The following is a 12610-nucleotide window of genomic DNA, read 5'->3' on the forward strand; positions in this document are numbered from 1 at the left end:
GGCTCGAAGCGGGCTTTGGCCGCGCATCGCGGATATAGTGTCGGCATTGCAGAACGGCGCGGGATTCTGTCCTGTCTTACAAGCGCGGCGGGCCTGGCAGGTGATGGACCCGATTTTCCGGAAATCGGGGTCACGTGTGCCATCTTATGGACAAACTGTTCCGGCAGGGTTGAGGGGAGCCCGACGGAAAAGTGCTCCCTACGGCCAGGCAGAGAAGTTTCAACTTGAAGCGGTGCGGCGATGCTGTGCCGCTTCCTTTCGTTTTGCGGATGCGGTCGGTTGTGCGGCTGGCTAAGGTCTGGCGCATGACCGAGATTCTGCAGACCCGCACGCCCCATGACGTGACCTCGCCGAAGCCCTTGCCGGGCGTGGCGCCGCTGGAGGTGGCCGATTGGCTGCTGGTGGACGAGGCGTTCGCGGGGCAGATGGCGGAGCGGGAGAGGCTGCTGGCCGGGCGGCGGGACGAGGTGCTGGCGGTCACCGACGCGGGGCAGGCTGCGGCGGCGGAGCTGCTGGAGCATGTGCTGGGCTGGCTGGCCGAGCATGGGACGGCCTACGAGGTGTCGGGGACGCAGGTGCTTCGGCCCGATGGCGTGACCGTGACGGTCGACCGGGGCGATCCGATGGGCACGCTGGGGCGGCTGGTACAGGAGGACCTGTGCCTGCTGGAAAAGCAGGGCGAGGAGCATGTGCTGACGGCCGCCGTGCTGTGCTTTCCGGCGAGCTGGCGGCTGGCCGACAAGATCGGGCGGCCGCTGACGGGGATTCACGTGCCGGTGCCGGCCTATGACGAGGGCATCGCGCGGCGGGTGCAGCGGCTGTTCGACGGGGTCAGGGTGGGGCGGCCGCTGTGGCGGTTCAACGTGCTGAGCTATGCCGATGCGGAGCTGTTCCAGCCGGTGCGGCGGGAGGCGCCAGCCGCGCCTGAGGATGTGGCGACGTATCCCTTCCTGCGGTCGGAGCGACAATGCGTGCTGCGCCTGCCGGAGACGCAGGCCTGCGTCTTCTCGATCCACACCTACGTTTTGCGAAAACCCGGTCAGACGGCCTGAGCGGCCATCGGGAAGATATCGCGCAGCATGGTGTAGGCGAACATCGCGGCGCCCAGCGGCGGTGCGTAAAGGCAGAGCGACAGGGCCAGCGTGTGAATCGTCAGGCGCAGCGGCTTGGTGGGTTCGGCGCGGGTCAGGAGCATCTGCCCCAGGTCGTTGGTGAAGGTCTTCGGGCGTTCCTCGACCTCGGGCCCGGCGGGCGCGCGCATCCAGGGCGGCGGCATCGTGTCGGCCATGTCGGCATAGCTGTCCGGATCGGGCGCGCCTTCGAAGCGGTCACGGCGCGTGGAACGGGCATCGCCATGCATGTCCTGCGTGTCCATCCGCAGCAGGTCGAACGTCCGGTCGACGAGATCGGCGCTGATCGGCTGGCGCGCGTCGCCGTGCAGGACGGCGGACGAGGGCAGGAAATCCTGGGTGCGCTCGACGATGCGGTCGGCGAGGTAGCGGAAGGAGTTCGGATCGACGCGGACCTCGTCGGTGGCGGTGGAGGCGGTGCCCACGGCGATGACCAGGTGCCACGGCTCGTCCTCTGTCTTCGCGGGCAGCCAGCCAAGGGCGACGCGCACGCTGTCGCGGTCGATGATCGCGATATCGTCGCAATCCCAGATCAGCGCGCGGCTGCGCGAATCGACCATCTGGAAGGCGATGTCGAACTCTTCGACGATGTCCGCGAAACCGATGCTCGGTTTGCGGCGAAACTCCATCGCGACGATTGAACCGAAGGTCTGAACTTCCATTGCTCCAAAGCCTTTTTTGCCCCGTTAAGGCAATGTTAAGCATGCAAATCGGTTTGGAGTTGGGACAGATTGTGGCTGTTTCTTGTTGACCTTGCGAAATTTCCGGATCAGCCGCGCCGGACAAACCGCTGTCCGGGCGCGGTTTTTTCCGGTCAGCCGCCGTCGATCTGGGCGGCCATGATGGCGATGGCCTTCTGGTAGACGCCGGCCGCGTTCCAGGCCTCGATCACCCGGAAGTTCGGCTCGCCCGGCTGGTAGCCCAGGCCCGGCCGCCAGCCTTTCTGGCGCAGGAAATTGGCGGTGGAGGCCAGCGCGTCGGCCTGGCTGTAGAAATCGACGCGGCCGTTGCGGTCGGCGTCGACACCATAGGCCAGCGCGTTGCCGGGCAGGAACTGGGTGTGGCCCAGCTCGCCATGCATGGCGCCCCTGGTCTGCGCGGTGATGGACCCGTTGTCGACAAGCTTGAGGGCGCCGATGGCATGGGGGACGAAGAAGGCCGAGCGGCGGCAGTCATAGGCGAGGGTGGTGATGGCCGAGACGACCTCGGCGTCGCCCATGAAGCGGCCGAAGCCGGTTTCCATGCCGTGAATGGCGATCAGGACGCCGGCGGGCACGCCATAGGAGCGTTCGAGCGCGGCGTAGAACTGGGCGTCGCGGGCCTTGCGCTGGCGGCCCTGCGAGACGATCGTGGAGGAGCCGCGCACCTGCATGAACTTCTCGAGCGTGTAGCCGAAGCTTTTCTGGTTGCGGTCGGCGGAGATGGTTCGGTTGGCGTAGCGGGTGGCGGCGAGGGCCTGAAGCCCCCGTTGGCCGACGCCGGCGCGCTGGGCTTCGCCGGCGAAGGCGGCTTTCCACGCCTCGAACCCGGCGGAGGTATTGCCGCATGTCGCGGCGGTTGCTGGTTGTCCTGAAAATACGGCAAGGCTGCCGAGAAGGGCGAGGGCCGTCGCAAACCGGGTCATTGATACGCCTCCGAATTAAAATATCGAAGGAAGTCTAACCCGGCGCGGCGGCCCTAGGAAGCGTGTTGATGCGCGGATATCAGCCGATAATGCCCTGCAGCGCCGTCATTGCGTGGGCGGTGGTGCCGAAGGTCTGGAAGCCGATGAACGTGCCGGTCAGCGCCGCGGTCTGCGAGGCGAGGCGGAGGTTCTCGCCCTTGGCGCAGTTCAGCACCATCAGCATGACGCCCAGCGGCAGCGCGAAGAGCGCGACGGCGAAGGACAGCATCCAGGCCGACAGGCGCAGGGGCGCCGCGTGTTCGATATCGGCCTTGTCGCGGGCCACCTTCTCGGCCGCGGCCTCGGAGGCGAGCACGTCGGGATCGACCCAGTTCTCGGTGAAGACCTTGCGCAGCCGGTCGGGCGCGGCGGCGTGATCGAAGATCGCCGGGTCCTGGCTGGTGATGCGCTGCTGGAGGAGGTCGTTGGTTTCCTCGATATCCGGCAGCGTCCTGGCGCAGGTCACGCGGCGGGGCCTGACCTTCGCGGGCTGTTTCCCGACCGCCGGTTCGAGCCCCGTGGCCCGGGCGAAATCGGCGGCGGAGAGCACGACATCGGTGTCGATCCACTTGACGAAATCCGGCGTCAGCTCGGTGTAGAGTTTCTGCAGCACCCGGGCGAGGGCGGAATCGCGCGAGAAGGTCGAGGTGCGCCGGTCGTCCTTGCTGGCGATGGCCACGGACAGGTAGGCCGGCGAGGGCGCCGGCAGGGCGGCAAGCGTGACGTCGTCCCGGATGGTGAGGTACAGCTCGAGCTGTTCGGTGGTCACCATCGCCCGGTTGCCGGACAGGATATGCGAGCCCTGGACCCGGTGGCCCAGCGCTTCGAAACTGCCAACCACGTGGTTGGCAAGTTCTACGATGTCGAGCGCGCGGAACCGGCTGAATGCCAGCCCTGCGGTTGCCCATGTGTTGCCTGTCGTCATGATCAGCCCGTTCACGTCTTTTTTGTTGTCGTTCCGGCCGACACTGGCCGCAAAAGGCGGAGGCAGTTTGTTGCAAATGTGGAACTAATTGGGCAAATCGCCCGGCCATTGATGAGCCGGCCTCGTGCGCGCGCGCAAGGGTGGCGCGCAAGTCTTTGACAGAAAAAAGAAAAGGCGCCCCGAGGGGCGCCTTTCCGAAAGGCGGTGAACGCCGGCTCAGCAGCTGTAGTACATCTGGAATTCGACCGGGTGCGGCGTGTGCTCGTACATCTCGATCTCTTCCATCTTCAGCGCGATGTAGCCGTCGATCTGGTCCTTGGTGAAGACGTCGCCGGCCAGCAGGAAGGCGTGATCCGCGGCCAGCGCGTCGATCGCTTCGCGCAGGCTTCCGCAGACGGTGGGGATGCCTTCGAGCTCTTCGGCGGGCAGGTCGTAGAGGTTCTTGTCCATCGCCTCGCCCGGATCGATCTTGTTCTTGATCCCGTCGAGACCGGCCATCAGCAGGGCCGAGAAGGCCAGGTAGGGGTTGGCCGAGGGATCGGGGAAGCGGGCCTCGACGCGCTTGGCTTTCGGGCTTTCCGTCCACGGGATCCGGACGCAGCCCGAGCGGTTGCGGGCCGAGTAGGCGCGCAGCACGGGGGCCTCGAAGCCCGGGATCAGCCGCTTGTAGCTGTTGGTCGACGGGTTGGTGAAGGCGTTCAGCGTCTTGGCGTGCTTGAGGATGCCGCCGATGAACCAAAGCGCTTCCTGGCTCAGGTCGGCGTACTTGTCGCCGGCGAAGAGCGGCTTGCCGTCCTTCCAGATCGACATGTTGACGTGCATCCCGGTGCCGTTGTCGCCCGCGATGGGCTTGGGCATGAAGGTGGCCGTCTTGCCGTAGGCCTGGGCGACGTTATGGATGACGTACTTGTATTTCTGCAGCTCGTCGCCCTGCTTGGTGAGCGTGCCGAAGATCAGGCCGAGCTCGTGCTGACAGGAGGCCACCTCGTGGTGGTGCTTGTCGACCTTCATGCCGAGGCGTTTCATGGTCGAGAGCATTTCCGAGCGGATGTCCTGGGCATCGTCGGTGGGGTTCACCGGGAAGTAGCCGCCCTTGACGCCGGGGCGGTGCCCCATGTTGCCCATCTCGTACTCGGTGTCGGTGTTCCACGAGGCGTCGAGCGCGTCGACCTCGTAGCCGACCTTGTTGATCGAGTTCGAGAAGCGGACGTCGTCGAACAGGAAGAACTCGGCCTCGGGCCCGAAGAAGGCGCTGTCGCCGATGCCCGACGATTTCAGGTAGGCCTCGGCCTTTTCGGCGGTGCCGCGGGGGTCACGCTCGTAGGGCTCGCCGGTGTCGGGCTCGACCACCGAGCAGTGCACGCAGACGGTCTTCTCGGCATAGAACGGGTCGATATAGGCCGAGTCGGTGTCGGGCATGAGTTTCATGTCGGACGCTTCGATCGATTTCCAGCCGGCGATGGACGAGCCGTCGAACATGAAGCCTTCCTCGAGGAAGTCCTCGTCGACCTGGTCGCTCAGCACGGTGACGTGCTGAAGCTTGCCGCGCGGGTCGGTGAAGCGGATGTCGACATACTCGACGTCCTCGTCCTTGATCAGTTTGAGCAGATCGCTTGCGCTCATGGTTACAGATCCCCTTGGTTTGTTGATGTTGCTGGGTGCGGGTTAAAGCGCGTCCGAGCCGGATTCGCCGGTACGGATGCGGATGGCCTGTTCGACGGGCGAGACGAAGATCTTGCCGTCGCCGATCTTGTCGGTCTTTGCGGCCTCGACGATCGCCTCGATGGCGCTGTCGACCTGATCGTCGTCGAGCACGACGTCGATCTTCACCTTGGGCAGGAAATCCACGACATATTCGGCGCCGCGGTAGAGCTCGGTATGGCCTTTCTGCCGGCCGAATCCCTTGACCTCGATCACCGAGAGCCCCTGAACGCCAATCTCCTGCAGCGCCTCCTTGACCTCATCAAGCTTGAACGGCTTGATGATCGCTTCGATCTTTTTCATGCGCCCGACCTCCTTGCGGCTGTGTCCGGGGATTTCGATCACTTCTCCCCTGCGCGCACAATCGTATAGGGTGGGCGGCGAGGTATGGGGCGGGGTCGAATTGGGTGTTGCCTAAAATTTAGGCATAACGCCGCGAAACCGGGCGGAATTGAATCGAGGGAGAGCGGATTTGACGGAATTGCTGACCGCCGCGCAGATGCGGGCCGTGGAACGGGCGGCCATCGAGTCGGGTGAGGTGACCGGGCTGGAGCTGATGGAACGTGCCGGGCGGGGTGTTGTCGAGGCGGTGTTCGAGGAATGGCCGGAACTGGCGCAGGCGCCGCACCGGGCGGTTGTGCTGTGCGGGCCGGGGAACAATGGCGGCGACGGGTTTGTCGTGGCGCGGCTGTTGCGGGAGTGGGGGTGGGAGGTGGAGGTTTATCTCTACGGGGACGCGGAGAAGCTGCCGCCGGATGCGCGGGTGAATTATGAGCGGTGGCGGGAGATGGGGGAGGTTCAAGCCTATCTGGACGAGGGGGACGGGGCGTTCTGGCTGGAGCCGTCCGAATGGGGCCCCGAGACGCTGATCGTGGATGCGCTGTTCGGTACGGGCCTCACGCGGCCGGTCGAGGGGGTCGATCAATTTGGCTGGGCCACGCAGATGTCGGGGTGGCGCGTGGATGGCAGGCCCGCTGGTGGAGAGAATTATCCGGATGCGCGGGTTGTGGCCGTGGATATGCCGAGCGGGGTCTGTTCGGATTCCGGGCGCTACCTGCGCTCGGAGGGGCAGGGGAGACAGCACGAGGATATCCGGACGCACCTGACAGTGAGCTTTCATGCGCGCAAACTGGGTCATGTCCTGGCCGATGGGCCCGATGCCTGCGGGAGGGTCGTGGTCAAGGATATCGGTCTGAGCCAGCCCGCCGACCGGCAGATCGTGCGCGAGGTTGTTGCGTCCCGCCGCGGGGGATTGGGCAAGCGGGGCGGGCATAAGTTTGGATATGGCCACGCCCTTGTCCTGACCGGTGGCTCCGGGCGGACCGGGGCGGCAAGGCTGGCGGCGCGCGGGGCGCTCAGGATCGGGGCGGGGCTGGTGACACTGGGGGTGCCGCCCTCTGCCCAGCAGGAGGTGGCCTGCCAGATCACCGCGCTGATGTTGCGGCGGGTGGCGGATGCCGAAGGCCTGGCGGAGGTGCTGGAGGACAGGCGGGTGAATGCGCTGTGCCTCGGGCCGGGGCTGGGGGTCGAGCGGGCGCGGGAGCTGGTCCCGGTGGCGCTGGGGGCGGAGCCTTCCCGCGCCGTCGTGCTGGATGCGGATGCGCTGACGGCATTTGCCGAGGCGCCGGAAGAGCTGTTCGGGATGCTGCACGGGGCTTGCGTGCTGACGCCGCATGGCGGGGAGTTTGCGCGGCTTTTCCCGGCTATTGCAGAGAAGCTGGATGCGGCGCCCACGAAAGGGCCGGCCTATTCCAAGGTGGATGCGACGCGGGAGGCGGCGGAGCGGGCCGGGTGCGTGGTGCTGTTCAAGGGGCCGGATACGGTGATCGCGGGGCCGGACGGGCGGTGTTCGGTGAATTCGGCGCAGTACGAGCGGGCCGCGCCGTGGCTGGCGACGGCGGGCGCGGGCGATGTGCTGGCGGGGTTCATCACCGGGCTGCTGGCACGGGGTTTTGCGCCGATGCAGGCGGCGGAGACGGCGGCGTGGCTGCACGTGGAATGTGCGCGGGCCTTCGGGCCGGGGTTGATCGCCGAGGATTTGCCGGAGGAATTGCCCAGGGTTTTCAGGGAGTTGGGCGCTAGTTAAGCAAAAACCCCGGGGAGAGCCCGGGGTTTTCACTTGGTTTGGAGGGTTGAAATCGAGTGGTTAACAATTCGTATCCGGCAGTGCGCTTTTACCCATGAAGCTCGCCACTTCGAGGCCGTCGACATAGAGCACGTGGGGTGTGTCGAACTCGAGGTCGTAGACGGTCATCGTGGCGTTATCATGCAGGGTCACGAACTCGCCATCGACGAGGCGGGAGACGGGCACGAGCGCCTGTTCCGCACCGAACAGGGCCCTGGCCCGCCAATCGCGCACGAGAACCGGCTGGCCGGCGGGCAGGGTCGCGTCACGCTCGGGGCGGTTGTGGCCAAGGGAGCTGGCCTTGATCCGCACCGCGCGGCCCGTGATCCGGCGGCGGCGGACCGATCGAAGGACCGCCATCCCGGTGTCGCGGGTGATGACACGACTGCCCGGCCGCAGGTCGGAGACACGCATTTCACCGTCGAGCGTCATGATGACCGAGCCCCCGAGAAGGCCTGCCTCGTTCTGGTCGACGGTTGGAGAGAGGTCAAACGTATCCTGCCGAGCAAATGCCGGTTTCATGTTCGTATCCTGCTGTTTTCTGCCTCAATTTTTTCACCACAATATGGCAATATTGCGTTAATGTCGCGTCCTTTCTTTGGACGCAGCCGCCGGAGGGGCCGATTTTTTCGCTCGCATCGGCCTGTGGGCTTTGCTATTCCACGGCCTCGATGCGGGTGTGGCGAAATTGGTAGACGCACCAGATTTAGGTTCTGGCGCCGCAAGGCGTGGGGGTTCAAGTCCCTCCACCCGCACCACTTATGGCTGGCCTGCCGCATTCAACTGCTTGAGCGCGGGTTATCGCGCGACCGGCTTGCAGACAATATCCCCGAAACCGCCCGTCGAATGAGCCGCAACCATGGCGCGCTTGCGTCACCGTGGGAGGGATTTTCGTGCCGTCGCGGATTGCCGTTGCTGTCCAAGCGCCGATGTGCAAGGCAGAATTTGGGCAATCCCGCCTCAACCTCATGACTACCGGGAGGGAATGGATGCGGCCAATATCCGCCATTCTGCCGTTGGCTTTTCTGGCTGTTGCAGCCTGTGATGACACTGTTTCGGGGGTTCCCACCGGGCCGGACGGGTATCTCGAGACCGTGCCGCCCGAAGTGGCGGCGCTGGCCGCGCCGGACCAGAACCTGCAGACCGTGCAGCTGCGGTCCGACGGGTGTTACTGGTACCTGTACGAAGGCCCGGTCGAGACGCTGATGGTGCCGCTGCGGGCCAATACCGGGGGCAAGATCTGCACCTGAGCCGTCTGGCCGATGCGTGACCCCATGAAAAAAGGCCTTCCGCCATGCCGGCGGAAGGCCTTTTCGTTAGGTCGCCCCGCGGCGCGGCGGGCTCAGAGCACGCCGCTGGTGGGGTAGAGATAGGCCGTCGAGCCGAGCGAGACGTTCGGGTAGAGCTCGTTGATATGGGCCATGACCATGCGGATGCAGCCCGAGCTGGCGCGGCCGCCGATTGTGCGGGGTTCGGGCGTGCCGTGGATGCGGAGATAGCTGTCGCGGCTGCCGCGATAGAGGTAGAGCGCGCGGGAGCCGAGCGGGTTGGTCGGCCCCGGTTCGACGCCGCCTGCGTGCTGGGCGTAAAGCTCGGGGTCGCGCTCGATCATGCTTTTGGTGGGGGTCCAGCTGGGCCACTTGGCCTTGCGCTTGATCGAGTAGATGCCGGGCACGTAGAGCTTGCCGCGGGCGATGGCGACGCCGTAGCGCATGGCCGTGCCGCCGGGCTCGATGTGGTAGAGGAAGCGGGCGACGCTGTCGACATGGATGTCGCCGGCCTTCAGCCCCGGCTTGGTTTCGACCCGCACGGGCAGGAAGCGCGGCTCGAGCCCCCAGGGGTTGGTGGTGGCGGGGTCATAGCCCGGCGGGGTGACCTGGGCATCCCACATGTCCCAGTCGCCGGCGGCGGCGCTGGCCATGCCAGGTGCGAGGGCCGGGCCGGAGAACATGGCGGCAGTCGTTATGATGAAATGGCGCCGGGTGAGCATGGCAGGGGGCTCCTTGGTTTTGTCCGGGCCGCGCAGCGCAGGCCCGCATAGTTATCTGGAACGGACAACGTATGAACTATAGAATCGGGTCCGAAGATCAATCAATAAGTCTTGAACCGTTGCAGGCTTGCAATGAGGGGCGCGCGGGCCGGCCTAGTCCTCGGCAATATCCTCGTTCCAGAGCTCGGGTTTTTCGCGGATGAAGCGCTGCATGAGGGCGATGCAGTCGGGATCCTGCAGGAGGTGCACCTCGACCCCGCGGTCGCGGAGGAAGGGGATGTTGCCCTCGAACGTCTCATTCTCGCCGATCACCACGCGGGGGATGCCGAACTGGATGATCGTGCCGGTGCACATCATGCAGGGGCTGAGCGAGGTATAGAGGGTCATGTCGCGGTAGGAGCGCTGGCGGCCGGCCTTGCGCAGGCAGTCCATCTCGCCGTGGGCGATGGGGTCGCCCTGTTGCACACGCTGGTTGCGGCCCTGGGCGATGAGCGTGTCGCCGCGGGCGAGCGCGCTGCCGATGGGGCAGCCGCCCTCGTTGTAGCCGGCGAGCGCCTCGTCATAGGCGATGCGGAGGAACTGGCGGTCGGTGTCGGTGAGCAATCGGGGCCTCGCTGTGCCGGAAGGGGTGCCGTCAGGGTGGGGCAGACGGCCCCGGAAGGGAAGTGAAATCATGACGCGAGGGGCCCAGACTCCGCTTGCACACGCGCCCCGCCAACCCTAGAAGGGCGCGAGATTTTGACCGCCGCGGACGCCTCTGCGGCCCTTGGATGCAATGGAAGGACGAACATGCAGGTCACGGAAACCCAGAACGAGGGGCTCAAGCGCGCCTACAAGATGGTGCTGACGGCCCAGGAGCTTGACGACAAGGTCATGGACAAGCTCAAGGAGGCCCAGCCCGACATCGAGATGAAAGGCTTTCGCAAGGGCAAGGTCCCGCTGCCGCTGCTGAAGAAACAGTTCGGCCAGCGCGTGCTGGGCGAGGCCATGCAGGAAGCCGTCGACGGCGCGATGAGCCAGCATTTCGAGGACAAGGGCGAGCGCCCCGCCGGCGAACCGGCGGTGAAGATGGTCAACGAGGACTGGAAAGAGGGCGACGACGTCGAGGTCGAGATGTCCTACGAGGCGCTGCCCGAGGTTCCGGAAGTCGACTTCAAGTCGGTGAAGATCGAGCGCATGATGGTGAAGGCCGATGACGGCGCCGTCGACGATGCGCTGAAGAACCTGGCCGAGAACGCGCAGAACTTCGAGGACCGCAAGAAAGGCACCAAGGCGAAGGATGGCGACCAGGTCGTGATCGACTTCGTGGGCCGCGTCGATGGCGAGGCGTTCGAGGGCGGCAGCGCCGAGGATTACCCGCTTGTGCTGGGCTCGAACAGCTTTATCCCCGGTTTCGAGGAGCAGCTTGTCGGCGTCAAGCAGGGCGAGGAAAAGGTCGTGACCGTGACCTTCCCCGAGGAGTACCAGGCCGAGCACCTGGCCGGGAAGGAAGCCGAGTTCACCTGCACCGTGAAGGCGGTGAAGGCACCGGCGGCCGCGGAGATCGACGACGACCTGGCGCAGAAATACGGCTCGGACAGCCTGGATGCCCTGAAGGAGCAGATCAAGGAGCGTCTGGAGCAGGAATATGCCGGTGCGTCGCGGGCCGTTCTGAAGCGCAAGCTGTTGGACGAGCTGGATAAAAAGGTCGATTTCGAGCTGCCGCCGAGCATGGTGGAGGCCGAGGCCAAGCAGATCGCGCACCAGCTTTGGCATGACGAGAACCCGGATGTTCAGGGCCATGATCACCCCGAGATCGAGCCCACCGAGGAGCACACCAAGCTGGCCGAGCGCCGGGTGCGGCTGGGCCTGCTGCTGGCCGATATCGGCCAGAAGGCCAAGGTCGAGGTGACCGATGCCGAGATGACGCAGGCCGTTATGGAGCAGGCGCGGCAATACCCCGGGCAGGAGCGCCAGTTCTTTGAATTCGTTCAGCAAAACCCACAGATGCGGCAGCAGCTTCGGGCGCCGATCTTCGAGGACAAGGTGATCGACTATATCGTCGAGCTGGCCGATGTGACCGAGAAGGAAGTCACCAAGGACGAGCTTGAAAAATCGGTTGAGGCGCTGGAAGACGAGTAAGCCGTCTTGCAGTGACCGGAAGAGGGAAAGGCCGTCCGAGAGGGCGGCCTTTTCTGTTGGCGAAGGCCGAAAAACCAACGTCGGTATAACGTCGGTATTTTGTCGGTATTACGTCGGTGCGCCGTCAGCCCGTGCGGGCGGTACGGTGGCGGTCAGGGCAGCCGCCAGTGGCGTGTGTCGGGGCGGGCGCGGCGCGAGGTCGGGTCGGGGGAGAGGGGCTCGACCGTCAGCCCGGCGACTTGTTGCAGGGCCTGGCGGATGCTCGGAATCTCGGGCGCGGCATGGTGGAGGGCGGCGAGCTCGGTGAGGTTGCCCCTGGCGTCGAGCGTGTAGAAATGGACGAACCTGTTCGCCTCCGGCCCGCCGGGCCGGCGGGAGCCGCCGCGGTCGGAGGGGTCGAGGAATTCGCCCGCCGGGTGGCCGGGGCGGAGAGGGATGGTGCGGGTGCCGAAGGCCGTGGGCAGGACCAGGGCGTCGGGGCGGATCGTGAGCATGGGGCTGCGCCAGGCGTTGAGGAAGGCGAGGCCAAGCGCCACGGCGCCCAGGACGCCGGCGAGGACGAGGAGGTTGGTTGTCAGGTCGAAGCCCGTGCCGGCGAAGAGGGCGAAGCCCAGCCCGGCGCAGGCGGCGGCGATAATCAGCACGCCCATCGCGGCGATGAGCGGGCCATCGGGTCTTCTGAAGTCGGCTGTCTGCACGGGTGCGCCTTTCCAGCGGGTGATCCAGCCTAGCAAGCGGGCGGGGATCGGCCAACGGAAAAGGGGGGGGGCGCTTGCCATCCAGCCCATTGCTTTTCGTGTTGTGGGCGAGGACGACGTGTCAGAGGGCAACGACCGCTTTGAGCCCAAAGCTGACCTGACAATGAAGCGCGTGCGCGGAACAAAGGGCTTTAGCCCGCCGCGCATCGCCGGGCCGTACCGACGGCACGGCGATTTGGCAAATGGAGTGCCACGCT

At 65.7% G+C, this 12610-nt stretch carries 13 protein-coding genes and 1 tRNA gene; 5 read left to right on the forward strand and 9 right to left on the reverse strand.

Annotated elements, in window-relative coordinates; genetic code table 11:
• The first annotated feature begins 305 nt into the window (after positions 1–305).
• The gene (locus tag ACO07J_RS07010) at positions 306–1052 is read left to right on the forward strand and encodes a heme-dependent oxidative N-demethylase family protein (protein ID WP_422027614.1); all 747 of its coding nucleotides are present in this window, start codon (positions 306–308) and stop codon (positions 1050–1052) included.
• Here ACO07J_RS07010 and ACO07J_RS07015 read toward each other — a convergent pair.
• The 5 genes from ACO07J_RS07015 to ACO07J_RS07035 form a co-directional block, all read right to left on the reverse strand.
• Complete coding sequence (locus tag ACO07J_RS07015; RefSeq protein ID WP_422027616.1) at positions 1040–1792, reverse strand: hypothetical protein; 753 nt, start codon at positions 1790–1792, stop codon at positions 1040–1042. The genes ACO07J_RS07010 and ACO07J_RS07015 overlap by 13 nt on opposite strands.
• A gap of 152 nt (positions 1793–1944) precedes the next feature.
• Complete coding sequence (locus ACO07J_RS07020) at positions 1945–2754, reverse strand: lytic murein transglycosylase (RefSeq protein ID WP_422027618.1); 810 nt, start codon at positions 2752–2754, stop codon at positions 1945–1947.
• Positions 2755–2833: 79 nt separating this feature from the next.
• On the reverse strand, positions 2834–3718 hold the full coding sequence (locus tag ACO07J_RS07025; protein ID WP_422027620.1) for a hypothetical protein: 885 nt from the start codon (positions 3716–3718) through the stop codon (positions 2834–2836).
• Positions 3719–3934: 216 nt separating this feature from the next.
• Positions 3935–5341: a type I glutamate--ammonia ligase gene (glnA, locus tag ACO07J_RS07030; RefSeq protein WP_422027622.1), complete on the reverse strand. Its 1407-nt coding sequence runs from the start codon at positions 5339–5341 to the stop codon at positions 3935–3937.
• A gap of 42 nt (positions 5342–5383) precedes the next feature.
• Positions 5384–5722 (reverse strand): P-II family nitrogen regulator, encoded by a 339-nt coding sequence (locus tag ACO07J_RS07035; RefSeq protein ID WP_057819330.1) that lies wholly within the window; start codon positions 5720–5722, stop codon positions 5384–5386.
• Positions 5723–5891: 169 nt separating this feature from the next.
• Between ACO07J_RS07035 and ACO07J_RS07040 the strand changes: the two genes are divergently transcribed.
• On the forward strand, positions 5892–7505 hold the full coding sequence (locus tag ACO07J_RS07040; protein ID WP_422027624.1) for an NAD(P)H-hydrate dehydratase: 1614 nt from the start codon (positions 5892–5894) through the stop codon (positions 7503–7505).
• 60 nt (positions 7506–7565) lie between these two features.
• Here ACO07J_RS07040 and ACO07J_RS07045 read toward each other — a convergent pair whose 3' ends face one another.
• Positions 7566–8066 (reverse strand): Hint domain-containing protein, encoded by a 501-nt coding sequence (locus ACO07J_RS07045; RefSeq protein ID WP_422027626.1) that lies wholly within the window; start codon positions 8064–8066, stop codon positions 7566–7568.
• Between the two features lie 151 nt (positions 8067–8217).
• On the opposite strand from ACO07J_RS07045, the gene ACO07J_RS07050 reads away from it, so the two are divergent.
• Positions 8218–8302: transfer RNA gene (locus tag ACO07J_RS07050), tRNA-Leu, on the forward strand.
• Positions 8303–8533: 231 nt separating this feature from the next.
• Positions 8534–8794, forward strand: coding sequence for a hypothetical protein (locus ACO07J_RS07055; protein WP_422027628.1), 261 nt, complete (start codon positions 8534–8536; stop codon positions 8792–8794).
• A gap of 92 nt (positions 8795–8886) precedes the next feature.
• Here ACO07J_RS07055 and ACO07J_RS07060 read toward each other — a convergent pair whose 3' ends face one another.
• Both ACO07J_RS07060 and ACO07J_RS07065 read right to left on the reverse strand, forming a co-directional pair.
• Positions 8887–9534, reverse strand: coding sequence for a L,D-transpeptidase (locus ACO07J_RS07060; RefSeq protein WP_422027630.1), 648 nt, complete (start codon positions 9532–9534; stop codon positions 8887–8889).
• A 153-nt stretch (positions 9535–9687) separates the two neighbouring features.
• Positions 9688–10137 (reverse strand): nucleoside deaminase, encoded by a 450-nt coding sequence (locus ACO07J_RS07065; RefSeq protein WP_422027632.1) that lies wholly within the window; start codon positions 10135–10137, stop codon positions 9688–9690.
• Between the two features lie 186 nt (positions 10138–10323).
• Between ACO07J_RS07065 and tig the strand changes: the two genes are divergently transcribed.
• Positions 10324–11655 carry a trigger factor gene (gene tig / locus ACO07J_RS07070; RefSeq protein WP_422027634.1) on the forward strand — a complete coding sequence of 444 codons (1332 nt, stop codon included), beginning with the start codon at positions 10324–10326 and terminating at the stop codon, positions 11653–11655.
• A 152-nt stretch (positions 11656–11807) separates the two neighbouring features.
• Here tig and ACO07J_RS07075 read toward each other — a convergent pair whose 3' ends face one another.
• Positions 11808–12353, reverse strand: a complete 546-nt coding sequence (locus ACO07J_RS07075) for a hypothetical protein (protein ID WP_422027636.1) — start codon at positions 12351–12353, stop codon at positions 11808–11810.
• Between the last annotated feature and the right edge of the window lie 257 nt (positions 12354–12610).

The sequence above is a fragment of the Roseovarius sp. genome (genome assembly GCF_965228755.1).
Classification (GTDB): Bacteria; Pseudomonadota; Alphaproteobacteria; order Rhodobacterales; family Rhodobacteraceae; genus Roseovarius.

What these genes read in the sequence shown, in the direction of transcription:
- glnA (WP_422027622.1), bottom strand. Translation starts at nt 5,341, where the DNA reads ATGAGCGCAAGCGATCTGCTCAAACTGATCAAGGACGAGGACGTCGAG.
- ACO07J_RS07055 (WP_422027628.1), top strand. Translation starts at nt 8,534, where the DNA reads ATGCGGCCAATATCCGCCATTCTGCCGTTGGCTTTTCTGGCTGTTGCA.
- ACO07J_RS07025 (WP_422027620.1), bottom strand. Translation starts at nt 3,718, where the DNA reads ATGACGACAGGCAACACATGGGCAACCGCAGGGCTGGCATTCAGCCGG.
- ACO07J_RS07020 (WP_422027618.1), bottom strand. Translation starts at nt 2,754, where the DNA reads ATGACCCGGTTTGCGACGGCCCTCGCCCTTCTCGGCAGCCTTGCCGTA.
- ACO07J_RS07060 (WP_422027630.1), bottom strand. Translation starts at nt 9,534, where the DNA reads ATGCTCACCCGGCGCCATTTCATCATAACGACTGCCGCCATGTTCTCC.
- ACO07J_RS07035 (WP_057819330.1), bottom strand. Translation starts at nt 5,722, where the DNA reads ATGAAAAAGATCGAAGCGATCATCAAGCCGTTCAAGCTTGATGAGGTC.
- ACO07J_RS07045 (WP_422027626.1), bottom strand. Translation starts at nt 8,066, where the DNA reads ATGAAACCGGCATTTGCTCGGCAGGATACGTTTGACCTCTCTCCAACC.
- ACO07J_RS07015 (WP_422027616.1), bottom strand. Translation starts at nt 1,792, where the DNA reads ATGGAAGTTCAGACCTTCGGTTCAATCGTCGCGATGGAGTTTCGCCGC.
- tig (WP_422027634.1), top strand. Translation starts at nt 10,324, where the DNA reads ATGCAGGTCACGGAAACCCAGAACGAGGGGCTCAAGCGCGCCTACAAG.
- ACO07J_RS07010 (WP_422027614.1), top strand. Translation starts at nt 306, where the DNA reads ATGACCGAGATTCTGCAGACCCGCACGCCCCATGACGTGACCTCGCCG.